This is a genomic window from Bartonella sp. AP331QHHD (assembly GCF_042195905.1).
Taxonomy (GTDB): Bacteria; Pseudomonadota; Alphaproteobacteria; order Rhizobiales; family Rhizobiaceae; genus Bartonella.
Window position 1 is genome coordinate 24,152 of sequence record NZ_JBHIPG010000082.1, and the last position, 24,630, is coordinate 48,781.

The 24,630-nt window shown below is 36.6% G+C and carries 19 protein-coding genes and 1 pseudogene; 5 read left to right on the top strand and 15 right to left on the bottom strand.

The window, feature by feature from the left end; translation table 11 throughout:
- Positions 1 to 302: 302 nt before the first annotated feature.
- From ACFIMS_RS09025 to ACFIMS_RS09045, 5 genes are all read right to left on the bottom strand, one after another.
- Positions 303 to 806: a MerR family transcriptional regulator gene (locus ACFIMS_RS09025; RefSeq protein ID WP_375696681.1), complete on the bottom strand. Its 504-nt coding sequence runs from the start codon at positions 804 to 806 to the stop codon at positions 303 to 305.
- A gap of 196 nt (positions 807 to 1,002) precedes the next feature.
- On the bottom strand, positions 1,003 to 1,317 hold the full coding sequence (locus tag ACFIMS_RS09030) for an integration host factor subunit alpha (protein WP_273791377.1): 315 nt from the start codon (positions 1,315 to 1,317) through the stop codon (positions 1,003 to 1,005).
- A gap of 77 nt (positions 1,318 to 1,394) precedes the next feature.
- Positions 1,395 to 2,369 (bottom strand): beta-ketoacyl-ACP synthase III, encoded by a 975-nt coding sequence (locus ACFIMS_RS09035; protein ID WP_375629381.1) that lies wholly within the window; start codon positions 2,367 to 2,369, stop codon positions 1,395 to 1,397.
- A 49-nt stretch (positions 2,370 to 2,418) separates the two neighbouring features.
- Entirely contained in the window at positions 2,419 to 3,489 is a 1,071-nt protein-coding gene (gene plsX, locus ACFIMS_RS09040) for a phosphate acyltransferase PlsX (protein ID WP_375613059.1), read from the bottom strand.
- Positions 3,490 to 3,638: 149 nt separating this feature from the next.
- Positions 3,639 to 4,196 (bottom strand): DUF177 domain-containing protein, encoded by a 558-nt coding sequence (locus ACFIMS_RS09045; RefSeq protein WP_375613060.1) that lies wholly within the window; start codon positions 4,194 to 4,196, stop codon positions 3,639 to 3,641.
- Between the two features lie 221 nt (positions 4,197 to 4,417).
- Here ACFIMS_RS09045 and ACFIMS_RS09050 point away from each other — a divergent pair, with 221 nt between their 5' ends.
- Positions 4,418 to 4,897 carry an outer membrane protein assembly factor BamE gene (locus ACFIMS_RS09050; protein ID WP_375607172.1) on the top strand — a complete coding sequence of 160 codons (480 nt, stop codon included), beginning with the start codon at positions 4,418 to 4,420 and terminating at the stop codon, positions 4,895 to 4,897.
- A gap of 75 nt (positions 4,898 to 4,972) precedes the next feature.
- Here ACFIMS_RS09050 and nusB read toward each other — a convergent pair whose 3' ends face one another.
- The 6 genes from nusB to glyA form a co-directional block, all read right to left on the bottom strand.
- Positions 4,973 to 5,443 carry a transcription antitermination factor NusB gene (nusB, locus tag ACFIMS_RS09055; RefSeq protein ID WP_015856452.1) on the bottom strand — a complete coding sequence of 157 codons (471 nt, stop codon included), beginning with the start codon at positions 5,441 to 5,443 and terminating at the stop codon, positions 4,973 to 4,975.
- 2 nt (positions 5,444 to 5,445) lie between these two features.
- Positions 5,446 to 5,901: a 6,7-dimethyl-8-ribityllumazine synthase gene (locus ACFIMS_RS09060; RefSeq protein WP_375696682.1), complete on the bottom strand. Its 456-nt coding sequence runs from the start codon at positions 5,899 to 5,901 to the stop codon at positions 5,446 to 5,448.
- Positions 5,902 to 5,982: 81 nt separating this feature from the next.
- A complete protein-coding gene (locus ACFIMS_RS09065; protein ID WP_375613061.1) occupies positions 5,983 to 6,600 on the bottom strand; it encodes a riboflavin synthase in 618 nt (205 codons plus the stop codon).
- The gene (ribD, locus tag ACFIMS_RS09070; RefSeq protein ID WP_375613062.1) at positions 6,582 to 7,712 is read right to left on the bottom strand and encodes a bifunctional diaminohydroxyphosphoribosylaminopyrimidine deaminase/5-amino-6-(5-phosphoribosylamino)uracil reductase RibD; all 1,131 of its coding nucleotides are present in this window, start codon (positions 7,710 to 7,712) and stop codon (positions 6,582 to 6,584) included. Before ribD ends, ACFIMS_RS09065 begins: the two co-directional genes overlap by 19 nt.
- Positions 7,705 to 8,187, bottom strand: coding sequence for a transcriptional regulator NrdR (nrdR, locus tag ACFIMS_RS09075; RefSeq protein ID WP_375611570.1), 483 nt, complete (start codon positions 8,185 to 8,187; stop codon positions 7,705 to 7,707). The genes ribD and nrdR overlap by 8 nt, the downstream gene beginning before the upstream one ends.
- Before the next feature lie 11 nt (positions 8,188 to 8,198).
- A complete protein-coding gene (gene glyA, locus ACFIMS_RS09080; protein ID WP_375611569.1) occupies positions 8,199 to 9,512 on the bottom strand; it encodes a serine hydroxymethyltransferase in 1,314 nt (437 codons plus the stop codon).
- A gap of 322 nt (positions 9,513 to 9,834) precedes the next feature.
- On the opposite strand from glyA, the gene argC reads away from it, so the two are divergent.
- Positions 9,835 to 10,767: an N-acetyl-gamma-glutamyl-phosphate reductase gene (argC, locus tag ACFIMS_RS09085; RefSeq protein WP_375613064.1), complete on the top strand. Its 933-nt coding sequence runs from the start codon at positions 9,835 to 9,837 to the stop codon at positions 10,765 to 10,767.
- A 20-nt stretch (positions 10,768 to 10,787) separates the two neighbouring features.
- On the opposite strand, the gene ACFIMS_RS09090 is transcribed toward argC, so the two are convergent.
- From ACFIMS_RS09090 to hfq, 4 genes and pseudogenes are all read right to left on the bottom strand, one after another.
- Positions 10,788 to 11,864 carry a COX15/CtaA family protein gene (locus ACFIMS_RS09090; protein WP_375696699.1) on the bottom strand — a complete coding sequence of 359 codons (1,077 nt, stop codon included), beginning with the start codon at positions 11,862 to 11,864 and terminating at the stop codon, positions 10,788 to 10,790.
- A 146-nt stretch (positions 11,865 to 12,010) separates the two neighbouring features.
- Positions 12,011 to 13,838: pseudogene (locus ACFIMS_RS09095) on the bottom strand (hypothetical protein).
- 144 nt (positions 13,839 to 13,982) lie between these two features.
- Positions 13,983 to 15,326 (bottom strand): GTPase HflX, encoded by a 1,344-nt coding sequence (gene hflX / locus ACFIMS_RS09100; RefSeq protein WP_375629395.1) that lies wholly within the window; start codon positions 15,324 to 15,326, stop codon positions 13,983 to 13,985.
- A 53-nt stretch (positions 15,327 to 15,379) separates the two neighbouring features.
- Positions 15,380 to 15,619: an RNA chaperone Hfq gene (gene hfq, locus ACFIMS_RS09105; protein WP_005773461.1), complete on the bottom strand. Its 240-nt coding sequence runs from the start codon at positions 15,617 to 15,619 to the stop codon at positions 15,380 to 15,382.
- Positions 15,620 to 16,273: 654 nt separating this feature from the next.
- Here hfq and ACFIMS_RS09110 point away from each other — a divergent pair.
- The 3 genes from ACFIMS_RS09110 (at position 16,274) to ACFIMS_RS09120 (ending at position 24,629) form a co-directional block, all read left to right on the top strand.
- Entirely contained in the window at positions 16,274 to 20,833 is a 4,560-nt protein-coding gene (locus ACFIMS_RS09110) for a hypothetical protein (RefSeq protein ID WP_375696683.1), read from the top strand.
- A 1,003-nt stretch (positions 20,834 to 21,836) separates the two neighbouring features.
- Entirely contained in the window at positions 21,837 to 24,155 is a 2,319-nt protein-coding gene (locus tag ACFIMS_RS09115; RefSeq protein ID WP_375611563.1) for an NADP-dependent malic enzyme, read from the top strand.
- 189 nt (positions 24,156 to 24,344) lie between these two features.
- Positions 24,345 to 24,629: an acyl carrier protein gene (locus tag ACFIMS_RS09120; protein WP_005773457.1), complete on the top strand. Its 285-nt coding sequence runs from the start codon at positions 24,345 to 24,347 to the stop codon at positions 24,627 to 24,629.
- Position 24,630: the final 1 nt, after the last annotated feature.

Here is a 24,630-nt window from a genome sequence, read left to right on the forward strand (position 1 = left end):
AAGCCTTAAGAAACATCTCTTTAAAACAAGCACATGAATTGGTAAGCTAATGGCATTCTACATCCCGCAATCTACACTGATGAGATATTGCCTTAATTTTTATAAAGCCAAATCAAAAAAAATGGCAAAACTCAGCGTTTATTCTTTCTCTTCTTCATGTTTTACCAAATGAAAAACTCTTATAAAAAACTCGTTAAATATACACATACGATATATGACTACTCGTTGAACGTATAAAATTCTGTGCACATCCATAAAACATCTAAATATCTACGAAACACATATAAAATAAAAAAATATTATTATCGTGCTCTATCAAGAACACGCTTACATTCAATGAGTTCAAACAGAATTTCTTGTAACAATGCTTTATCAGTTTTATCTTTGTAAAGATTCACAGAACCGACAGATGTTTCTCCCTCATTCCTCATGAAACTCAAACGCCCAAAAGAAGATTTCTTAGGCTTATTGCTAGCATTTTCAGAAGTTTGTCCTGCATGTTTCTTCTCTATGACCACATTCATAGCATCAAGATCACCATTACCCAATGCAGTCACAAAAGCAACACCATTTTCTTTCAAAAGGCGTTGCACACCTTTTATTGTATAACCCTGATCATATAGTAACTGCTTGATACCATTGAGCAAATCAACATCGACCGGACGATAATAGCGCCTTCCTCCCCCACGTTTCATTGGTTTAATCTGCCTAAAACGTGTTTCCCAAAATCTTAAGACATGCTGCGGAAGCTCCAATAACTCCGCTACTTCGCTAATTGTGCGAAAAGCATCAGAGCTTTTATCCATTTTGTAACACCTTATTTAAAACAAAATAAATTACTTCACAATGACTCATTCTGTCTCAATTTCTCAACAAGATTAGTCAAAAATAAGACCATCATTGATACCTTACTCACCAGTCTTTTTCTAAAAAATAAAGACCCTTATTTTATACATTTCTTTAACAAATACCAAACATACCATGGCATTTATTTATGAGATATCATTTTTTCTGTTTTGCACGATGCGAATCTAAAATTCTCTGTTTAAGGACATTGGCAGCCTTAAACGTCACAACACGTCGCGGCGGAATCGGTGCTTCAACACCTGTTTTTGGATTGCGTCCAACACGTTCATTTTTACTGCGAACCTGAAAAGTTGCAAAAGAAGATAATTTAACCGCTTCACCTCTTACAAGTGAGTTGCAAATCTCATCCAAAACCAATTCGACTAAAGCTGCTGATTCAGTATGTGACAAGCCCACTCTTTTACAAACTACGCTCGCTAAATCTGCACGCGTTACTGTCTTACTTGTCATTATAACCACCTATTAAAATATTAAAAATTACAAAATGACTTATACGTTTTCTTGAAATATGGTCAAGTAGCCATAATTTACCAACGAATAAGAATTGCTCCCCATGTAAATCCACCTCCCATGGCTTCTAACATGATAAGATCTCCTTCTTTTATTTTTCCATCGCAAACAGCTGTTGTTAAAGCCAACGGAACTGATGCAGCAGACGTATTACCATGTTGATCAACGGTAATCACAACTTTATCTAGTGAAATTCCCAGCTTTTTAGCAGATGCTTCAATAATGCGCTTATTAGCCTGATGAGGTACAAACCAATCTAGTTGTGAAGAATCCATACCTGCAGCTGCAAAACAATCATCAACCACATCCGTTATCATACCAACAGCATATTTAAAAACTTCTCGTCCTTCCATACGCAAATAGCCTGTCGTTTGTGTTGTTGAAGGTCCACCATCAACATATAGCTTATCTATATAAGCACCATTAGAGCGCAATTTCGCAGACAATATACCACGCTCAAAAGCAATATCACCCTCAGTTTCTAGTGCTTCCAAAATAACAGCACCAGCACCATCACCAAACAAAACACATGTCGTACGATCTTCCCAATCTAAAATTCGAGAAAATGTATCGGATCCAATAACTAAAATTCTTTTAGCCCCTCCACACCGTAAATAAGAATCTCCTGTTGTTAAAGCAAAAATAAAACCAGAGCAAACAGCTTGAATATCAAAAGCAAATCCATGGCTCATTCCCAAAGCATGCTGAATTTCAACAGCAGAAGCAGGAAAAGTACGATTCGGGGTGGACGTTGCTAAAATAATACAATCGATGTCTTTTATTGTTAAACCAGCATTTGTAAGTGCTGCTTGCGCAGCCTCAACTCCTAAAGAAACAGTTGTTTCATTTTCACTGGCAATATAACGTTGGCGTATTCCTGTACGCTGAACAATCCATGAATCTGACGTTTCAACAAACTTTGCAATCTCATCATTTGATAAACTTCTTTTCGGCAAAGCACTTCCTACACCACGTATAATTGACCGAATCATTCAGCTCTTACCTTTTCTTCAAATTTTTTATTTCTATTATAAGAGCTTATCATAAGGACTCTCCATTCATCACCGCTTCATCTTCTTGGTCAAAAAGTGTTGCTTTATTTTCATGAAATCGCCGTAAATCAGCCGTTATTTTTTGTAAAAGTCCATTATTAACCATTTTATAACCAACGCGGATAGCAGAAGCAAAGCCATTAGCATTAGCACTGCCATGACTTTTTATAACAACACCATTCAAACCTAAAAGAACTCCTCCATTCACCCTATCAGGATCCATTTTATGTTTCAGTATACGAAAAGCACCCCGTGATAAAAAATAACCAAGAGATGTTAAAAAAGAACTGCGCATTGCAGAGTTTAAAATCTCTCCTATCTGTCGCGCGGTTCCTTCTGCGGTTTTTAAAGCAATATTACCAGAAAACCCCTCTGTCACAACAACATCGACTGTTCCTTTTCCAATGTCATTGCCCTCAACAAATCCTTTATATTCCAATCCTTCTAATTGCACTTCACGCAATATCATTCCTGCTTTTTTTATTTCATAAAGTCCTTTAACCTCTTCCACCCCCACATTTAAAAGCCCAACACTTGGTCTTTCAGTGTGATATAAAGCGCGAAACATACCTGCTCCCATAACCGCCAAATCAACCAACTGACTAGCAGAGGCACCAATTGTTGCTCCAATATCTAAAACAATACTCTCACTGCGCAGTGTTGGCCAGATACCCGCAATACCAGGACGTTCAGCCTCTGCAAGCATTTTCAAACAAAAATAAGACATGGCCATGAGTGCACCCGTATTACCAGCAGAAATGCAAGCATCAGCTTCACCATTTTTTACCGCTTCAATGGCGTACCACATTGATGATTTACCACGTCCATTACGAAGTGCTTGGCTTGGCTTTTCATCCATGCGTGTATAACTTTCTGTAGGGCAAAAGCGCGATACAGAATCCAAACAGGGATATTTTTTTAAAACCGGACGAACAGCCTCCTCTACTCCATAAAATAGAAAATAAATATTTGATAAATATTTTTGTACAATTGCTGCTCCTGCAATAGCTGCTTCTGGACCGTAATCACCGCCCATGACATCCACAGAAATTCTAATCACGCTTGCATATCCCACATCTTTTCATTTACATCTTTAAATACATATTATGATTTTTGGCTCCTGAATACTCACACAGCACATCTTGCGAAAATCGCTCCGCAGAAAATACCGTTTAGCATACAATAGATATTTTTTGTATGTTTCTACAATCACTTCCAATTTTTCAAAACAGAAAATGGAGAGAATTTTCGCTCTGCTTCTTCTAAATTTTCACCCATATTCATCTTTATCCCTTCTTTACGTGGATAATGATTAATAGACAACTCAAAAAACTCTTCCATGATTGCGCCAATATCAATTTTATCATCATAAAACACTTCAGGAGTATCAAGCCCCCCCACATCTAAAAACAATTCCCCTGTATCCTCTGATATTTGGGGCTTCATCAAATTTGAATCTTCAGGAACAAAAACAACCTCAATATTTTCACAAAGGATATTTTCTAATGGTTCCAATGTAACAACACATAACTGTAGTATACGCGCTTGCAACAGACCTTTTATACGCACTCCGCGTTTTTTCCACGGGAAAATATGGAATTTTCCCTCACAAGATTTTACTTCAATTAAATCATGGTTCTGGGCTAAATGTGTACATTCTTTTTTGTTTGCACAAAAATGAACCCTTATACCTTTAGCAGGTAGAGAACGTACAGATATTGGATAAGCCAAAGCAAATGTCATTTGAGGAACATTTTGAACATTCATTGACAACTCCCAAACATAAAAACGCGTAAAGCACTATGTTTTTATTTATCTCAAGTATTTATGCATTTTTTTCTTTTCTAAAGAAATTCTATATGGCATAATTTGCTTTATAACAGGGAAACTCAGTGTAAGCTACGGTAGATTAAGTTAAAATTAGAAAAAACTTGAGGTTGCCTTCTTGTCCTACATCTCAGTATAAAAAGGAGATACCATTGTTTCAAATGCCTCACATAATAGCCTTAATCAAACGTAAATTATTGATTGGTCTATCAATAGCAAGCATAGGAATGCTTGCTGGGTGTAGCCTTCTTGATTCTTCAGGTTCGAGCCAAATTTATAGAGAGGGCTATGTTCTTGATAAAAATGCTCTAAGTTCTATCTCTATTGGCTCAAGTCAAGAGCAAGTTCTTTTAACTTTAGGGACCCCTTCATTAAAAACAAAATATGATAATGAAGTTTTTTATTACATCTCACAGACACGTTATCGTGGGATGCAGTTTATGAAAACAAAGATTATTGATCGCAAAGTTTTAGCCATTTACTTCAATAAAAATAATCAGGTTGCAAAAGTTGCAAATTACGGATTACAAGACGGTCAAGTATTTGATTTTATTACACAAACAACGCCAACTGTAACGAAAGAACATCCTTTCTTAATTCAAATTATAAAAGGCCCTGCGAATTTGCCACCCCATAACTAAATTATATAGTCTGCATACCGTTTCAATATTATAGGTCTGATAATATCAGATCTATAATAGGGGGATTTGTAACTCTTAGAGGCGAACTTTTTTTGCCATACTGTCAAGAACTGCATTAACAAGTTTTGGCTCATCACCTTCAAAAAACGCCTTTGCTATGTCAACATACTCATTCATGACAACCGCAACGGGAACATCTTTACGGTTGATCAACTCCCATAAACCTGCTCGTAAAATTGCTCGCAATATAGAATCAAGACGTGAAAGAGACCACTCTGCAGAAAGCTGTTGATGAAGCAGCGGATCAAGCTGCTTTTGATCTTTTACAACACCCGTTATAATAGCCAAAAACCATTGAAAATCAGCTTCAAGATATTGATCTCCATCAATATCTTTTCCCAAACGATAAGCCTCATACTCAGCTGCCGTTTCCATCACCCCCGAACCCACGATATCCATTTGATAGAGTGCTTGAACTGCAGCGAGTCTTGCTGCTCCACGTTTATTGGCTGAACGCGGAAAATGTCTGCTTTTTATATCAGCCATATTTAACGATTATCTCCAAATCTCTTTTTTAGAGCGATCATACATAAAGCAGCTTCAGTCGCAAAACCACCTTTATTTTTATCATCTAGTTTTGCACGCACCCATGCTTGTTCTTCGTTTTCAACAGTCAAAATACCATTTCCAATAGCCAAGTGCTGATGAACAGTTAAATCCATCAATGCACGACAAGAATCATTAGCAACAATTTCAAAGTGATATGTTTCACCCCGAATAACACAACCAAGAGCAACATAACCATCATACGATATCTTGTTTTGTTCAGCAAAAGCTATTGCACTTGGTATTTCTAATGCTCCAGGAACCGTTACAACATCATAACTTGCTTCAGCTTTTTGCAAAGTATTCACTGCACCTCTCAAAAGTGCATCAGAAATCCCCTCATAAAAACGTGCCTCAACAATCAATACGTGAGGCTTTTTACCTATCTCTTTCATCATAATGGAATTCCACAAAAAACGAATCAAAAAAATCAAAGTTATAAAGTATAAAATTCTGAAAACGATCAATAGAGTGTTGGTTTATTCATCTTCTCTTTTTAAAGCAAAAAGTTTTGCAGCATAACGAGCAAGTTGATCAATTTCCAAATTGACCCGATCTCCAATTTTAGCTTGTCCCCACGTTGTCATTTCAAGTGTATGGCGAATAATAAGAACATCAAAAACACAATCCTCAACACCATTAACAGTCAAAGATGTCCCATTAAGTGCAATAGATCCCTTATTAACAATGAAAGGCATAAATTGTCTTGAAACTTTTAAATAAAAGCGAATTGCATCCCCTTCATTTTTTTGATCAATGATTTCAGCCAAACCATCAATATGACCAGAAACTAAATGTCCTCCCATTTCATCACCCAATCGAAGCGAACGTTCCAAATTAACAAAAGTTCCTTTTATCCATTGTGCAAGATTCGTTAAACGTAATGTTTCTTCCCACGCCTCGACAACAAACCAATTGGAATCTTCTTGCTTTAATCCTCGCTCTACAATTGTCAGACAAATTCCTGAACAAGCAATTGACGCCCCAATTGCTAAGCTTTCTATAGCATAGCGGGTAGAAATCTTTAAACGCATCCCCTGCTTTAAAGGTTGAACATCTTCAACACAACCAATATCCGTTATAATTCCTGTGAACATAATGTCTTACGTCTCCACTTATAAAAACGGTCATTTCCAAACATTCTTGTCTCAATCTCATGAAACTGCGAGAGATAATTTCCAAAATGAGGGGCTTCAATACGATTTTTGCCTAAAACAATGGGGGTATGAAAACATATCAAATGATCAACACAACCAGCATTCAAAAATTTTTCCCCTGTCTTGACGCCCCCTTCCAATAAAACACTATTAATCCCATGTTTATAAAGCATCTGTAAAAGAGCAAAGGGTTCTACACAACCATTGTTCATCTCGACCGAATAAACAGACACACCATATTGCTCCAATGCATTTTTTTTGCTTTTCTTTGAAATATCCACATCACAAATAACCCATGTAGGAATTTTTATGGCTGTTTGGACAACTTTTGCATCAAGGGGGATAGATAAATCTGCATCCAAAATAATACGAATTGGTGAGCGCATCTCCATCCCTGGCAAGCGGCAATTGAGTTGTGGATCATCTGCTAATATAGTACCAATACCAACGAGGATAGCATTATTTTGAGCACGTAGAATATGCGTATGGGCATGAGAAAGTGTTCCACTAATTTTTACGCTGCCCTTCTCTCTTTTTCCAACACCATTATCGGCAGAAATTGCCATTTTAAAAGTGACCGCACAGCGTTGTATCTTCCTTATGCACCAATGCGTCCATAAGGATTCAAAAGCCTCTTCAGCTAAAATGCCCTCAACCACTTCAATACCCGCCGCTCGCAAAAGAGCAATACCATGACCATCAACACGCTTGTCACAATCAGTCAGCGCAACAACAACTCGAGAAACACCTGAATCAATAAGCGCATTCACACACGGCGAAGTTTTTCCATAATGCGCACAAGGTTCTAAAGTAACATAAGCAGTCGCTCCTTGAGCCAAAGAACCTGCCATGTGTAAAGCTTGCACTTCCGCATGAGGACTCCCATGAATAGCTGTTACGCCATAGCCAACAATAAAAGCCCCCACAGCACCATTATCGTTTCGCACAATTAACGTACCAACGGAAGGATTCTCACCTGTAAGACCGACATGACGTTCTGCTAAACGAATAGCTGCAGCCATAAACCGTTCATCTTGCACTTTTTTATTCATCAAAACGAGATTCTGTATCCGCGATACCCTTTGACAATTCATCTATAACATCGTGAAAATCGCTTGCATTACGAAAATCTCGATACACAGAAGCAAAACGAATATAAGCAATATCATCAATTCTTTTCAATGCTTCCATCACAAGATGCCCAATTTTTTCTGAAGAAATCTCTGGTTCTCCCAAACTTTCAAGCTGGCGTACAATGCCAGAAATTGCTCGTTCAATATGATCAGGATCAATATTGCGCTTACGTACAGCCACATCAACTGATCGCATTAACTTATCACGATCGAAGGGTTCACATCGTCCACTTTTTTTAGCAACCAAGAGCTCACGCAACTGAACACGTTCAAAAGTTGTAAAACGACCACCACAAACGGAACACACACGGCGGCGGCGAATCACTGCCCCCTCTTCTGCTGGACGAGAGTCTTTGACCTGTGTATCCTCATATTGGCAGTAAGGACAGCGCATCCTTTGTATCCTTAACGAGTGGTAAGATAAGAGTAAAGAGGAAATTGATTCGTTATATCTTTTACCTTTTTCTCAACAGCCATTTCAACGGCATGATTATCTTCATCACTTTTTGCACTCCGAAGACCATCAAGAACTTCTGAAATCAGATGACCAACTTGAATAAACTCTTTTTCTAAAAAACCACGCGTCGTGGCAGCAGGTGATCCCAAACGAATTCCCGATGTTATAGATGGCGTTTCAGAATCAAAAGGAATGCCATTTTTATTGCAGGTAATATGAGCGCGTCCCAAAGCCAATTCAGCACGTTTACCTGTTAGATTTTTAGAACGTAAATCAACCAACAACAAATGATTATCTGTACCACCAGAAACAATATTAAAACCATTACCCTGTAATGTTTTTGCTAAAGTTTTCGCATTAGCGACAACATTGGCACTGTAACTCTTGAAAGAGGGACGCAAAGCCTCCTCAAACGCAACAGCCTTTGCGGCAATCACATGCATTAAAGGACCACCTTGAAGACCAGGAAAAATTGCAGAATTAATTTTTCTGGATAAAGCCTCATCATTTGTCAATATTAAACCACCCCGAGGACCTCGAAGCGATTTATGTGTTGTTGTTGTTACAATATGCGCATGTGGAACAGGTGAAGGATGCACGCCACCAGCAACAAGACCAGCAATATGAGACATATCAACGAGTAAATGAGCACCGATTTCATCTGCAATTTCACGGAATCTTTCCCAATCCCATAGCCGTGGATAAGATGAGCCCCCTGCTATAATAAGTTTTGGCTTACGTTCTTTTGCAAGCTGCTCAACCTCATCCATATCAATAATCTGATCTTCTTGACGCACACCATAGGAAACAACATCAAACCATTTTCCTGACATATTAACAGGTGAACCATGCGTAAGGTGACCTCCAGCATTTAAATCCAACCCCATAAATGTGTCACCAGGCTGAAGTAAAGCTAAAAAGACAGCTTGATTCATTTGGCTACCAGAATTAGGCTGTACATTCGCAAACGCAGCACCGAAAAGCTGTTTTGCCCTTTCAATAGCTAAATCTTCAACGACATCAACAAATTGACACCCACCATAGTAGCGCTTTCTTGGATAACCTTCTGCATACTTATTGGTTAAAACAGACCCCTGCGCTTCAAGGACCGCTCTTGAAACAATATTCTCTGAAGCAATAAGCTCAATTTCATGTTGTTGACGCTCAAACTCCCCTCTAATTGCGTCAAAAATTGCACCATCAACAGTTTGTAAATTATCATTAAAAAAGCGCTTTTGTGCGTCATTTTCTTGCTGAGTCATAAAACACATTCCTAACATAAAAAAATAAAGTCAAGGAACGATAACACAGCAAACCATGCAAACCAAACATTTTAAACTACTTACACTCAAAAATAATGAGGCAAATATTTATCTTATTCTTTGTTATAAAAACAGCGAAAAACTTTCCTCTCGAGAATAGTAAAAAATGAGATTACATTTCTTTTTTTACACTCTTATTTGTTTACACCTTTTACAAAAAATATCTATAATCTAAAGAAATTCAATAATTTAATGATTAAAAATAATTTATAATGTGAAAAGCTGAATATAATAGGCAAAGTTAATACGAAGGCAAATAAAAATGCTAACCAAAGTTTTTATTGATGGTGAACATGGCACAACCGGACTACAAATACAAAAACGCTTAGAAAGGCGTACAGATTTAAAACTACTCTCTCTTGCTCATAAAGATCGCCATAATGTTCATCTGCGACAAGACTATCTTAATCAAGCCGATATTGCTATTTTGTGTCTTCCAGATGATGCTGCACGCGAAACGGTTCATTGGCTTCAAAAAAATAAAAACATTAGGATTATTGATAGCTCGACAGCCCACCGTGTTGCACCAGACTGGGTTTACGGTTTTCCTGAAATGACAGCAGGACAAAGAAAGCGCATCCAAGCAGCACATTATATAACCAATCCCGGATGCTATCCTACCGGTGCCATTAGTTTGATTCGCCCACTCCGTGAAGCAGGACTGCTAGACGCCGATTATCCCATCTCGATTAATGCAATCTCCGGCTATACCGGTGGTGGAAAACAGTTGATTTTACAAATGGAAAATCAATCTCAACAAAATATTCAGGACAATTATTTTATCTATGGTCTTAATCTTGAACACAAACATGTGCCAGAAATTAAAATCTATGGACAAATCAATCAACCCCCAGTTTTTATACCAAGTGTGGGTCGTTTTCCCCAAGGAATGATTGTGAATCTTCCTCTGCATCGCCATTTATTCACAAAATCAGCAAACTGTTCTGATTTGCGCGAAATTCTCGCAAACCATTACGATGGACAAAATACCATTTTAGTTGCATCACAAGAAGAAACTGCTTCACTTCAAAGACTTAATCCAGAGTGTTTAGCCAATAAAGATGGTATGAAACTGTTCGTATTTGGAAATGATCGTGAAGGTATTTTTAATCTCAGCGCCATATTCGATAATTTAGGAAAAGGCGCATCAGCTGCAGCTATCCAAAACCTCGATTTAATGCTTTCAAGCGACTAAACCTCCCTACCCACAAACTTTTATTCAACAACGCGATAAGCCCCTTTTGTTGCTCGCCAATGTGCAACAACAAAACACAACACGACTAATGCCATACTTTGATGAATGAGCCCCAAACTTATCGGAACCTCATGTAACAGTGTTAAGATACCCAAGACTGCTTGGATAATAATCATAACACAGATAAGAAATGCACGACGAGAATGAGTTGAATGTGGAGCATTTTTTTGTACATAGAAAGCATGAATAGCCGAGGCAATCAATAAAAAATAAGCAAAAAACCGATGAATAAATTGAACCATTAAGGAATTTTCGAATAAATTGAGCCAAACAGGACGATGCTGCAACAATCCATCAGGAATAATCTGCCCATCCATAAGGGGCCATGTATTATAGACTTTTCCAGCATGAAGCCCTGCAACCAAAGCTCCGAAATAAATCTCTATCAAGACGAAAATAACAAGCCATGCCGCAAAATATTGCACCTTTTTATTTGCTGGTTTTTCTGAATATTCTGCAAGCCCTCGAGATAAATAAGTAACAAAAACAATAACAAAACATGCCGTTATAAGATGAAATGCCAAACGATATTGGCTCACACTTGTTAAATTACTTTGCCCAATCCCTGAAGCAACCATCCACCAACCAATAAAGCCTTGAAAGGCGATAAGAATAGGTACAACAATAAGCGGGAGTAAGATATTTTTTTCAACACGCTTAGTCGCCCAAAACCAAATGAGCCCCAATAAAGCGACAAGACCAACAAGACGCCCAAGAACACGATGCGCCCATTCCCACCAAAAAATGACCTTAAAAGCACTTAAGGTCATATCAGGATTAAGCAGCTTATATTGTGCTATTTGTTGATATTTTAAAAATTCCTCTTGCCATTGATCCTCACCAATCGGTGGAATAACGCCGTGTATTGGCTTCCATTCCGTTATAGATAATCCTGATCCCGTCAAACGAGTAGCGCCACCTACTAAGACAATTGCCAAACAAAGCAATAAAATAGAGTAAAGCCACACTTGTATATGTTTTCTATTTTCCTTTTGCACAGGCGTTAAAATGCTATTGTTTAATCTCTTTACTGCCATCTCTGATTGCCCCACGCTTCTCTCCAACTAAAATGCATTTTAAAATTTAAACATTAACTCTTTGTCTATTTTAGTATGTACTACAACTTTAGCAAAAAACAAGCGTACCACTATAACATGCGATACATATTTCTTTTTTACGAAGCTTATGATGCTACAACGTGATAAACAGTCTTTGGAAAGCTGTCTACCATACGCATCATCCATTCTTGTTTATTAAGAACAGTATTACAAATATAATAGTCTGTTAGCTCTGCAAATTGCTCAAACCCATATTTGGGTTCGCTTGCCATCTCTAGGATGATAAAATCATATTCTTTTTTAAATTCTTGTAATATATGAAAAATATCATTTGAAAAATCTTGTGCTGAAATAGCACTTGTTAACCCCTGAGGAAGAATATCAACCCCCGTATCATAATCACGGTAAATAACATCATGCAACTTGGCATTGCCCGTTAAAATATCACTCAGTCCGCGATGTGGGCCTATGACTTTCTCTATTTGTTGACCAGAAATATCGACCAACAAAATTGTTTTGTTCTCTTTTGTGAGATGAAGTGAAAGCTTTGCCGCTGTCCGTGCAGCTTCTGGTCCAATGATTGAAATAATGGTTGAAGCACGCCATTTCAAAACATCAGATAATCCCTCTATCGTAATAAAAGCTTCAAAATTTTTCATTTCTTGAGAGACTAAAATACTCTCATTCTTCTTAAGATCATTTTCTTTTGATCTCAAATCCTCTTCTGAGATTTGGTCTTTTTTCCTTTTAAAGCACGGATAGAATAACAATATTCCTAGCAAAAGAGTAAGGAAACTGACCAATGCACTCACAAGAATATTTTTTCCATAAAGAGCCATAAAAGAAATTGGTGCTAACGTTGTTGGCGTGACCACGTGGATATTTGTATTTTGTAAGAGAAGAGGATCATCACTCAATCTCCGATATGAATCAATAATTTTTTCTCTTCGTTGAGCAGACTTGCTCATCGCTTCATTTTGGGCATCGACTGCTACTTTTATTTTATTTTCAAACTCGTTAAATATTTCATTCAAAGATTGGGATTGATCTTTTACAAAAAAGTTCATTCTTTTTTTGAGCTGTTTTTCTAATTCCGTTGCAATAACCTCATCTGAATGAACTTGATAAACGATTTGTAAAATTTTATTTTTTAATTGATGAGAAACTGTCTCTAATTCTGCAGTCATCGCTTTAATTTGAGGATGTGTCCACCCTAATTGCACAGCCATATGTGCTCTTTGTGTTTCCAAGAGATCACGTTTAGATTCCAGAGCAGCAATTGCTGAATTGCCTGCAATAAACGATAAAGACAGTAAAGACTGCCCATTTTCACGCATCATGTTAATCGTTGAATTCAAACTTGTTAAATGAATACGCTTTAAAGTTGCTTGCGTTAATTGCATCGAAAGATCATGAAGCTCTGTTTGTTTTACACCACGCTGAATAAAAGAATCAATAGATTTACGAAATTCCTGCACGATATTAAGGATTGCAATATTATCATATTGTTTGTCTTCTAATTTATCATTTAACAAGAATTGTTTCTGTTTTATGATTGCTTGTGAAAATGCGGAAAACCAAGTTTCCAACCCACGTTGAGCTGCTTCAAGTGTCTCGGCTTCAAAAGTAAGATCGATAAAATCACCATGACGCGATAAACGGATATTTTCATGATTTTTTTTTCTTATAAGAAGCACTTAAAGAAAAATTCGAATCATTGAAGAACATAGGCTGTGAAAACAAAAAGGCGATAACATTGTCTTTCTTTTTAATTGGTAATGGCTTTCCTACAGAATCAGATAATGAAAATGTTAAAGTTGCTTGGTAACCACGAGGCTGGACAAAATAATACAACCAAATCAAAGATACACATAGCATTTGTAATAGCAAAACAATCAAAATGCTTCGCCATACGGTACGTACGAATAGTCTTTTATTACATGTAAGACTCATCTTTATTTTAACCAGCAAAATACTTCTTCATATTGTTTTATTAAGAGAAAGTAGTAACTATCCTCTTAACTTGCTGTCATATTATTTTGAGATAATAAAAATATAAAATTTAAGAACAAATGTTCAAAAATAGCTTTAAAGAACTTAATTCATATTTTTTTTGAGGCTCTCTAGTTGTTTTTTTGCTTCAGAAGTAACAACCGCTCTAATGGTAATAGACCCATCATCATGCCCTTCTTGCACTATTTCCGCAGAGTTTTCATAAAACCAATCAATAAGCGACATTTCATGAGGTTGTAAAAGATATTCAATGCTTTGCACCTCTCCAAAAATTCGCTTTTCAATGGCTCTTAATAATTGATCGAGTCCATCCCCCTTAAGTGCTGATACCATGAGAGCAGGATTTAATCGCGTCTTTGCGCTTGTTTGTAAAACATTCAATGCTTGCTCATCTAACATATCAATCTTATTCCAAACTTCTATGATATGCTCCATATCATCAATATCGATATCAAGACTTGAAAGCACTTCTAAAACATCTTGGGCATGTGCTCGATGATCAAGATCTGACATATCTCTTATATGAAGAATGAGATCCGCTTCAACCACTTCTTCAAGGGTTGCTCTAAAAGCTGCAATCAAATTCGTTGGCAAGTTAGAAATAAACCCTACAGTATCAGACAAAAGAACAGTTTTTCCATGGGGAAGCACAACTTTGCGCAAAGTCGGGTCAAGCGTTGCAAATAACATATTCTTTGCTAAAACATCTGCACCGCTTAAACGGTTAAAGAGAGTTGACTTTCCTGTATTCGTATATCCTACCAGTGCCACAACAGGATAAGATGTTTTTTTCCTTTTTGCTCTATGAAGTGCACGTGTTTTAATAACCGTTTGCAATTCGCGGCGAATACGAATAATTTTTTCTTGTAAAAGACGCCTATCTGCTTCAATTTGCGTCTCACCAGGTCCACCTAGGAAGCCACGCCCCCCCCGTTGCCTTTCCAAGTGCGTCCAACTCCGCACAAGCCTCCCTTTTTGATAGGACAAGTGCGCTAACTCTACTTGCAAAACTCCTTCTTTTGTTCGTGCACGGTCCCCAAAAATTTCAAGAATCAAAGCCGTTCTATCGATAACTTTGCAATTCCACAATTTTTCTAAATTACGCTGCTGTACTGGCGTTAAAAAATGATCTACAATCGCAAGCTCAATAGAATATTCATCTATATAACAGGTTAACGCATCTACTTTACCTTTTCCAAAGAGAGTCGCAGAGCGAGGCGTTGCAATATTAATCGTTTCATAATTAACAACTTCTAACCTTATAGCACGTGCTAACCCCAATGATTCTTTAACACGAGAAGATATAGAACACTCTCTCAAAGAGCTTTCACTTCTATTTTCTTGAAAAATCGGTATCAAAACAAGTGCGCGCACCTGTCCTGTATTCTGCGAAAATACCCCTCCTAATCTCTCATTTTCATTTATCATAGCAATCTAAGTACTTTTAAATGGGATAAGAGGTCTATCTTAAAATGATATGTTTACTCAGGACTTTCACCCTCAAACATCTGTACAGGCTGTCCAGGCATAATCGTAGAAATAGCATGCTTATAAACCAATTGCGCGTGTCCATCTCGGCGCAAAAGAACACAAAAATTATCAAATGAAGTTACAATACCCGTGAGTTTAACGCCATTGACAAGAAAAATTGTAAGGGAAATTTTTTGCTTACGCACCGTATTTAAAAACACATCTTGCAGGTGTTGTGATCGCTCTGCCATTATTCTTACACCTTTATCTAGATTGCATAAAATATTCGTGCATGCATATCGACTGAAAAATATCCAATTGTCAACGTAGAAGCTTAAAAATTCAGCAACAAACAACTGAAATTAGAGAAAAAACAGCTCTTTAAGACAATAATAAAGTACAACTTACGAAAAGCTATATTAAATTAAAAATTTTTCCACGTTTACTTTTTTATGAGCTTACAATTCAAAGGCATACTTTTATACATCCTAAGCTATTACAGACTATATGTGATGATGAATCTGCTTCGTTTAGAATCAATAAAAGTAAGCGGACAACAACATTTATTAACGATTGTCGATATTAAAGAGAGACATTCGCACCTTACTGTATATATAACCGCTATTAAATTGTCCTTATTTCAAAGACTGCCGGCTTATAAAGCTTTCTATAAACACAAGTTGTAAACAGTATTTTTGTTTTAGTTAGATTTAAATAATAAATTGTTTTTACTATATTCTATAACATTTTTAAACAGGGTACAAGAAACCGCGTTAACTTTATCTTGATAAGTTTTTAAAATTTTTCCCTAAGCATATTCCTTTCTAAATAATTAACAGCTAGTATGTAGAAATTATGTGGAAGAGAACGTATCCCTTTTCCGGCTGTAAGAGTACGAGGCGAGTATGGCACGCAGAACAAAATTGCAAACATTTGAAGTTGAAGTTGAAGAAGCCCTCACAAAAGCTATGAACTTTGATTTCGATGACACAGGATTTGAAACGATATCATCCAATAATTCTGAAAATGTTGTTAATGTCGATGATCTGATTCAAAAAATTGCAATGGCAGAAGAAGAATTTTTTGCTGAAAACGGTACGTCAACTTTTGTTTCTAATATTCATGATGAAGCTGTTGTTGATAAATCCGTTGTTGAACAGCTTTTTGCTCCAAAACCTTCACCTGATATTTCAGGTGGAACTGTTCATAATACATTATTGCCTACAAAACTTCTTCCTGCAAATGATGATATAACAACCCCTGTAAATTTTGGACCATTCAAGCAGCGTTCTTCCTCTCGAGTCTACTGGTATACAACAGCGCTTAGTGCTTTATGGGCAACGGGAGGAGCTTTTATTGCGCATAAACTCGCACCTACCGGACTCAGCTCCTTATCCAATATCAGCACTTTTGTTACATCCCCAACAGGACTTGCTGTAGCAGCCGGAACAGCAATTCCTATCCTTATATCTTGGGGCGTTGCTCAATTAACAAAACGTTCAAACGACTTGCATAATATTGCGCTTCTTATGACCAATGCTGCACAGCGCCTTAGTGAACCACAACATCTATCTGAAAAACAAGCTATTGCTATAGGGCAAACCATTCGTGAAGAAGTAGCGGCAATGAACGAAGGTATTGAACGTACCCTCGGACGTGCTGTTGAACTTGAAGCAATCATACAAGGTGAAGTTCACAATCTAGAACAAGCCTATGCTGAGAATGAATCACGCATTCACACATTAATCAAAGAATTGAGTAATGAACGCATAGCCATTTTGAATCACGCAGATCGCGTACAATCAACAATTAAAGGAACCCAAGAACAACTGAGTGATGAATTTGGTTTGGTTACCTCTAACATTGTGACCAATGTTGAAAAGCTTGCACAAACCCTTTCTCAAACTTTACAAAAACAAGGTGAAGACCTTGTTGAAAAACTTTCCTATGCCGGTGATGGCGTAACAAATCAACTTGTTGAAAAATTTAACAAAACAACAACACAAATTCAGCAGAAAAACACGGAATTTTTTCATGAATTAGGAAAAAACTTTGATGGTTTTGCAAAACGATTTGATCATAATGAAAAACAAATAGAAAAAACCTTTAATGAAACAGCTGAAAAAGCGGAAGTACATGTTGCTAAAATTGCAACACATATACAAGCAGTAACAGATCAAACTTTGCACGCTGTCGATGAAAAGTTTAAAGCCTTGGATAAAGCTCTTATTGATCGTAATAATCAATCTCTACAGAATTTTGATGAGAAGATCTTAAAGCTCGACGACCAAGCACATAAACTCTCTTCTAAATTTGATAACGTAACTTCGCAAGCAATTGGAGCCTTTGAACAACGTTTAGCAACTGTTGATCTTTCTCTTAAAGAACATAGTGATTCCATCATTGATTCCTTTATAGAACGCAGTCAGGCTTTAGAGGATAATGCTGAAAAACTTGGTAACTTCTTGGAAGCTCATGTCTTGAAAATAAATGAGAACCTCCAAGAAAAAACAGCAGACATTACCCATGCATTTACAAATGGACGTGAAGCTATTCTTTCTGCAATTGATAAAAGTAAGGAAAGTCTGAGAGAAGAAATTCAATATGTCGACAATGCCATTGTTGATATCATACAAGAACGTTCACAAGATTTTAAAGTACAACTTTCTGATCAACGAGCTCTTATGGCAGACATGCTCGATAACGAGAAAAATAAAATTGCGGATACATTAAGAAATCAAATTGATGTTTTGTCCCAAAATACTTCTCATATTGAAAAAGTTTTGGCTGATAATGTTCAAGTCGTTGATAAACAAGCTGAAAATCATATTACAAACATCATTCAATGCACTGAAAAGTTACAAGATGTCATTGTACAAAGTTGTAATACAACCCAAGATGCTTTAGAAGCACAAGCGAGAAATATTGATATCCGTGCCGATGCTCTGCGCGATTCTTTAGCGATTAATAGTTTTTCTCTCAATGAAGTTCTTGCCGATCAAGCACGCACACTTGAACAACGCATGGAAACAATCCATAATCTCATTGCAAAAAGTGATATACGTGTCGATGTTGCATTGAAACAACAAATAGATTTAGTTGAGAGTGCAATTGTCGCCAATAATAAAAACATTACTGAAACGGTTCAAGATCATATCAAAAACCTTGAAAGCCATGCCGAAATTTTAAAGAATACGCTCTCTCAATCGAGTGGTGTTTTCTTTGAAACCCTTGAAACACGTATGGAATCATTCGATACAGATCTAGAAGATCGTGCACACAAAATTTTTGAACGGACAACAACGCTAGAGGAAACATTATCTGAAAAATTTAGCCAAATCTGTGAAGCCATTGATATGCAAACATCTGTTATTGAGGAACGTTCTGACACATTAAAAACGTCTCTCATGATTAATAATGAGCAAAGTCAGATAATTCAACAAGCGCTGGAAAGCAGTGTTGACAATATGCGTGTAACCTTAGAAGACTCTGTTAATACAGTGACAGATAACCTGCATAATAAGATTATAAAAGCTTCTGATATTCTTTCTTCTACGAGTGAACAAATTCTTTCATCTGTTACAAATGTTACTGCACAAGCAGAAAATATTCTCTCAGAATCAGGCAATCGCATTGTATCAAATGTCAAAAAAACTGTTTATGATACCAGTGAAAAAGTTCTGTCAGTTCTGTCTGAACAAACAGCGCATACTGTCGAAGCTTTCGCAACAGCCAGCCATAATGCACAAGCATTATTGAATGAAACTATTCACACATCAACAACAGCAATAGAACAAGTTCTTAATGAACGCTGTGATGTTCTTCATCACTCTATGCAAAATCTTAAAAATAATTTAGGATATCAGCTCTCTGATGTAACGAGCCGTCTGGAAGATGCTGGAAATCAAACAACAACACAAATTTCACAACATGTTGGAAAAATAACAGAGCTTACAAATCACTTAAATCAAGCAGCGCAAAATACGACAGAATCAATTGATTCTTTAACACAGCATATCGGTGAACAACTCTCTCTTTCCACACAAGATGCTGAACAAAGAATTTATGCACATAATGAATCTTTAGTGAATAGCTTAACCAAAGCTAACTCTGAAACACTTCAAACAATAACGATTATGAAGGAAGAGCTTGTTAATAATGTCTCATCCATCTTAACACAGTTGAATCAATCAATTTACAATTTTCACGAAAATAGTAATGTTTTATTATCGGCTGTTCAAAATATTGATGGGCAGTTTAATGAGAGTACGAATAATTTTTTCCGCAACACGGACCAAGTAGCAGAGCGTTTGTCAGCTTCAAATCAAGCGCTCAATACTAATGTTGAAATTCTGCAAGGACTTTCAAAGAGTACCTTTGAACAAATTAATCATATAACGAGCAGTTTTGGTGAACATGCAAAGACACTTTCCCAAACTATTCATGTTCTTGAACAGTCTGAAAATTCACTTAGTGCAACACTTGAAGAAAAACATAATACGCTTTCTGTATTAAGCGATGCTCTTGTTTCAAAGTCTCATGAAATTAATCAAATGATTGGGCATTATGAAAAAATCTTCAACTTAGCACTTGAACGCTCTGATAAGAATGCGCGTAACTCCACAAATTCATTCCAACAATCACTTAATAAGCTTGTTAGTGAAGCATCAACGCGTTTTTCAGAAGCAGCAGAAGATATACGTCGCTCCGCTGATGAAGTTCGTTTAGAGCTTTCAAAGATTAATAATGATATCAATGAAAATGTAAAAAAACTTCCAGAAAAAACAAAAGAAACAACGCAAACAATTCGCACAGCTTTGAATGAACAGATTACAGCGTTACAAGATTTAGTCAGTGTTATACAAAATGATCAAAAGAGCGCACAAAAACAGCTAATGTCAGCATTTCCTACATCATCAATGTTTAATCAAAAAAGTGACAGTTCCACTGAGTCTGTTAAAAAGATTGTACCACCTAAGCCTATTTTGCAACAAGATCAAAGCAAAAAAAGACCAAATAAATGGGTATCAAATCTCTTAGAAAGAGCTTCACGTGAAGAAACATTTTATGATGCTCCCCCTAGTGATGATGTTTTAACATCAGTGCAAACAAAACCATCTCCTGCAAACTGCTCTCTTAATTCATTAGCTTCTGGTATAGTGCAAGCTATTAATCACAATGCCATTGTTGAGCTATGGGATCATTATCAACGTGGACAAAAAAACATCGTAACAGAACGCCTTTATACCTTAAATGGACAAAAAATATTTGAAATGATTAAGAAAAAATATATGAGCGATTTTGGGTTTAAACGTTCAGTGAATCAATATGTTACAGATTTCGAAAAGCTCTTACGTGATATATCGCGCAGTTCTGGCTCTTCCAACTCAGTTCGCAAGTACTTGATATCAGATACCGGAAAAGTTTATACTATGCTTGCTCATGCAAGTGGTCGAATCCAATAACAAATAAGAAAGTGGAAAAAGATATTTTTTCCACTTTCTCTCTCCAGTTGTTTTAATGGCTCATCATAGAATGCTTTTTTTTCAACTGTAGCTTTGTACTTCAAAGGTTGGGATAATTGGCATGCGGTTTTCTTTGATATCCTAAGCAATAACCCTAAAGAAGCGTAATGGCTTATCAAACAACGTATCATTCTAAGAATGATAAAGCATGTTTTCTATTTCCTTATCTTTTTCTTAACTCCTTTATTTTTCATAGTTTCATAAAGGTACAAAATCGGTAATAATTATTTTTATTAATTGTGAAAAAAATTCATGCTTTTGTATTAAAATAGCTCATAGAAACACTTCTATTTATTTTTTTTAATGTTTTTTATCCACATATTACTCTCGTTTGAATTATGTAAGTAAATATTTTTTATTATATTAGATGAGTTTGAGCTAAAAGAATCTTATTGTATTCAAATTTCTCATTCAACATACGAGATGATTCATTATAAATTATAAAGTTTGCATTATTAAGAGTTCAATTGAATAATAAACAAAACAACTCCCATTTTTAAAGTTCCAATTTCCTTTTAAATAGCTGCAAAAATAATTTATAAATTGCAAATTGTTATTTAAAATTTCTTCTACCTCCCTATAGAAATTTAAATAAAGAAGATGAAGTTAATAGAAAACACTCTTCTTTTCTTTCCTTAAGTTGTAAGCATTGCAAAAAAAATAATGGCTTGGTAATGTAATTATTAGTAATATTTTATTCGTTTGTAGACTAATCAATTTTTACGCGTTTTATTAAGGAAAGAAAAAACTAATCGTGCTTCTATCAATGAAATTATTCATGCACACAAACAAAAAGAATCATCAAACTGGTTTTACGATCCAGAAGAGTTTTCTCATACTCATGCATTTTGATATTCAGAGAAATGAGGATCTATTAGTGGACAAAACCTTATCGTAGATGGAACATCTCATATACACATACGCTAACTTGGATATCATAAAAATGTCTAGAGAACGAAATAGTGATTTCAGTTCACCAAAAGCTGAACTTGACAGTGCCGCACTTTTTTATCACCAGTACCCTAAACCTGGAAAATTGGAAATACAAGCAACAAAACCTCTTGATAACCAACGTGATTTAGCTCTTGCTTATTCTCCAGGTGTTGCTGCACCATGTCTTGCAATTCATGAAGATCCTAATCTTGCTGCTCAATATACCTCCCGTTCTAATTTAGTCGCTGTTATATCCAATGGAACTGCTGTTCTTGGTTTAGGAAATATTGGCCCTCTTGCTTCAAAGCCAGTTATGGAAGGTAAAGCCGTTTTATTCAAAAAATTTGCGAATATTGATGTCTTTGATATTGAAATTGATGCATCCGATATAGAACAAATGGTACAAACGGTATCGACTTTAGAACCTACATTTGGTGGTATTAATCTTGAAGACATTAAGGCTCCTGAATGTTTTGACATCGAAGAAAAGCTTCGTGCTAAAATGAAAATTCCAGTTTTTCATGATGACCAACATGGAACTGCCATTATTGTTTCTGCGGCTGTATTAAATGCCTTAAATCTTTCAGGAAAAAAAATTGAAAATGCAAAAATAGTTACCTCAGGTGCAGGTGCTGCTGCCCTCGCTTGCCTTAATCTTTTGGTTCGTCTTGGGGCAAAAGTTGAAAATATTTGGCTTAGTGACTTAGAGGGAGTTGTTTATGAAGGTCGCAAGACCCTTATGGATCGTTGGAAAATCAATTACGCACAAAAAACGGACGCACGAACTTTATCTGATATTATTGATGATGCGGATATTTTTCTAGGCCTATCTGCAGGTGGTGTTTTAAAGCCTGAATATCTTAAAAGAATGGCTCAAAATCCACTCATTTTAGCACTGGCTAATCCAGTACCAGAAATTATGCCTGAAGAAGCACGCTCTATACGACCAGATGCAATGATCTGCACAGGACGCTCTGATTATCCCAATCAAGTTAATAATGTCCTTTGTTTTCCCTATATCTTCCGTGGTGCATTAGACGTAGGTGCTAGTGCAATTAATGAAGAAATGAAAATGGCCGCTGTTCATGCGATTGCTGCCCTTGCACGTGAAGAAACTTCAGATGTTGTAGCACGTGCATACTCAAAAGAACCACCCAATTTTGGACCAGACTATCTAATCCCCTCTCCTTTTGATCCGCGTTTAATACTGCGTATTGCCCCCGCTGTTGCTAAAGCAGCAATGACAACTGGTGTTGCCATTCGTCCCATTGAAGATATGGAGGCCTACTATGATATCCTCAATCGATTTGTCTTTCTTTCTGGTTTAACAATGAAACCTGTTTTTGCTGCAGCAAAAACAGCAAAACGTAAACGCGTCATCTATGCCAATGGTGAAGATGAACGCGTCCTTCGTGCGGCACAAGTTGTCATTGAAGAACAAACAGCAACGCCCCTCCTTATCGGCCGTCCACATGTCGTAGAAGCAAGATTAAAACGCTTTGGTTTAAGAATTCGTCCCGGTATAGATTTTGAATTAACAAACCCTGAAGATGATCCACGTTTTCGTGATTATGTTAATTTATTTTTTCATTATACAGGGAGGCGTGGTGTTACGCCTGAAATGGCAAAAACAGTAGTGAGAACATCAACAACGGCTATTGCTGCCCTTGCCGTTATGCGTGAAGAAGCAGATGCAATGATTTGCGGCTTAGAAGGACGCTTTGAACGTCAACTTGAATTGATTGAACAAATTATCGGTCTTGATCCTCATGTTCACCGTTTTTCTGCTATGAGTTTGCTTATCTCTCAACAACGTACTCTTTTCCTCACAGATACTTACGTCAATGAAAATCCTTCTGCAGAAGAAATCGCTGAAATGACTGTGTTGGCAGCTCAAGAAGTTGAAGCATTTGGAATAACACCAAAAGCAGCCTTATTATCACACTCAAACTTTGGTTCTAAAAACACAGAAAGTGCGCGTAAAATGCGACGTGCAACAGAAATTCTTGCCAAATTACACCCTGATTTAGAAGCAGATGGTGAAATGCATGCTGATGCTGCCCTTTCCAAAGTTTTTCGTGATCGTGTTTTTCCTAATTCTCGTCTTAAAAGTGAAGCTAATTTGCTTGTCTTTCCAACACTTGATTCAGCCAATATCACGCTCAACACTGTTAAAAGCCTCACAAATGCACTCCATGTTGGTCCTATTCTAATCGGGGCAGCACGTCCCGCCCATATCTTAACACCTTCAGTAACTTCTCGGGGAGTTGTTAATATAACAGCCCTTGCTGTCCTTGCTGCCAATAGAAAAAATAGTCTCGTAAAATAAATGCGCAATAAAATTTCAAAGTTTTTTAAATATTGAGATATAGTATTTCATGTACTGTAAACCTCTTTTCTCTATAGATAAAGACAGCTATATTCTGGATTAAGTCTTTTTTTTAAAGAGAAAAAAGGCTAGAAGAATAATATTAAATGTATTTTGAATTTACTAACTCTATAATAAGGAATCCGTACATTGCCTTCCACGTTTGATAAAGTTGCTGATATCATTGCAGAAATCAGTGAAATTGATCGCAATACAATTACACCTGAGAGTCATACAATTGACGATTTAGGAATCGACAGTCTTGATTTTCTTGATATTGTTTTCGCTATTGATAAAGCTTTTGGAATAAAAGTCCCTCTAGAACAATGGACACAAGAAGTCAACGAAGGTACCGTTGCAACAGAAGAATACTTTGTTCTTAAAAACCTTTGTGCAAAAATTGATGATCTCGTTGCCTTAAAACAGGCGGAGTAGT

Excerpts from the sequence above, each read along its gene's own strand:
- ACFIMS_RS09025 (WP_375696681.1), bottom strand. The coding sequence starts at position 806 with ATGGATAAAAGCTCTGATGCTTTTCGCACAATTAGCGAAGTAGCGGAG.
- ACFIMS_RS09030 (WP_273791377.1), bottom strand. The coding sequence starts at position 1,317 with ATGACAAGTAAGACAGTAACGCGTGCAGATTTAGCGAGCGTAGTTTGT.
- ACFIMS_RS09035 (WP_375629381.1), bottom strand. The coding sequence starts at position 2,369 with ATGATTCGGTCAATTATACGTGGTGTAGGAAGTGCTTTGCCGAAAAGA.
- ACFIMS_RS09045 (WP_375613060.1), bottom strand. The coding sequence starts at position 4,196 with ATGAATGTTCAAAATGTTCCTCAAATGACATTTGCTTTGGCTTATCCA.
- ACFIMS_RS09050 (WP_375607172.1), top strand. The coding sequence starts at position 4,418 with ATGCCTCACATAATAGCCTTAATCAAACGTAAATTATTGATTGGTCTA.
- nusB (WP_015856452.1), bottom strand. The coding sequence starts at position 5,443 with ATGGCTGATATAAAAAGCAGACATTTTCCGCGTTCAGCCAATAAACGT.
- ACFIMS_RS09060 (WP_375696682.1), bottom strand. The coding sequence starts at position 5,901 with ATGATGAAAGAGATAGGTAAAAAGCCTCACGTATTGATTGTTGAGGCA.
- ACFIMS_RS09065 (WP_375613061.1), bottom strand. The coding sequence starts at position 6,600 with ATGTTCACAGGAATTATAACGGATATTGGTTGTGTTGAAGATGTTCAA.
- ribD (WP_375613062.1), bottom strand. The coding sequence starts at position 7,712 with ATGAATAAAAAAGTGCAAGATGAACGGTTTATGGCTGCAGCTATTCGT.
- nrdR (WP_375611570.1), bottom strand. The coding sequence starts at position 8,187 with ATGCGCTGTCCTTACTGCCAATATGAGGATACACAGGTCAAAGACTCT.
- glyA (WP_375611569.1), bottom strand. The coding sequence starts at position 9,512 with ATGACTCAGCAAGAAAATGACGCACAAAAGCGCTTTTTTAATGATAAT.
- argC (WP_375613064.1), top strand. The coding sequence starts at position 9,835 with ATGCTAACCAAAGTTTTTATTGATGGTGAACATGGCACAACCGGACTA.
- ACFIMS_RS09090 (WP_375696699.1), bottom strand. The coding sequence starts at position 11,864 with ATGGCAGTAAAGAGATTAAACAATAGCATTTTAACGCCTGTGCAAAAG.
- hflX (WP_375629395.1), bottom strand. The coding sequence starts at position 15,326 with ATGATAAATGAAAATGAGAGATTAGGAGGGGTATTTTCGCAGAATACA.
- hfq (WP_005773461.1), bottom strand. The coding sequence starts at position 15,619 with ATGGCAGAGCGATCACAACACCTGCAAGATGTGTTTTTAAATACGGTG.
- ACFIMS_RS09110 (WP_375696683.1), top strand. The coding sequence starts at position 16,274 with ATGGCACGCAGAACAAAATTGCAAACATTTGAAGTTGAAGTTGAAGAA.
- ACFIMS_RS09115 (WP_375611563.1), top strand. The coding sequence starts at position 21,837 with ATGTCTAGAGAACGAAATAGTGATTTCAGTTCACCAAAAGCTGAACTT.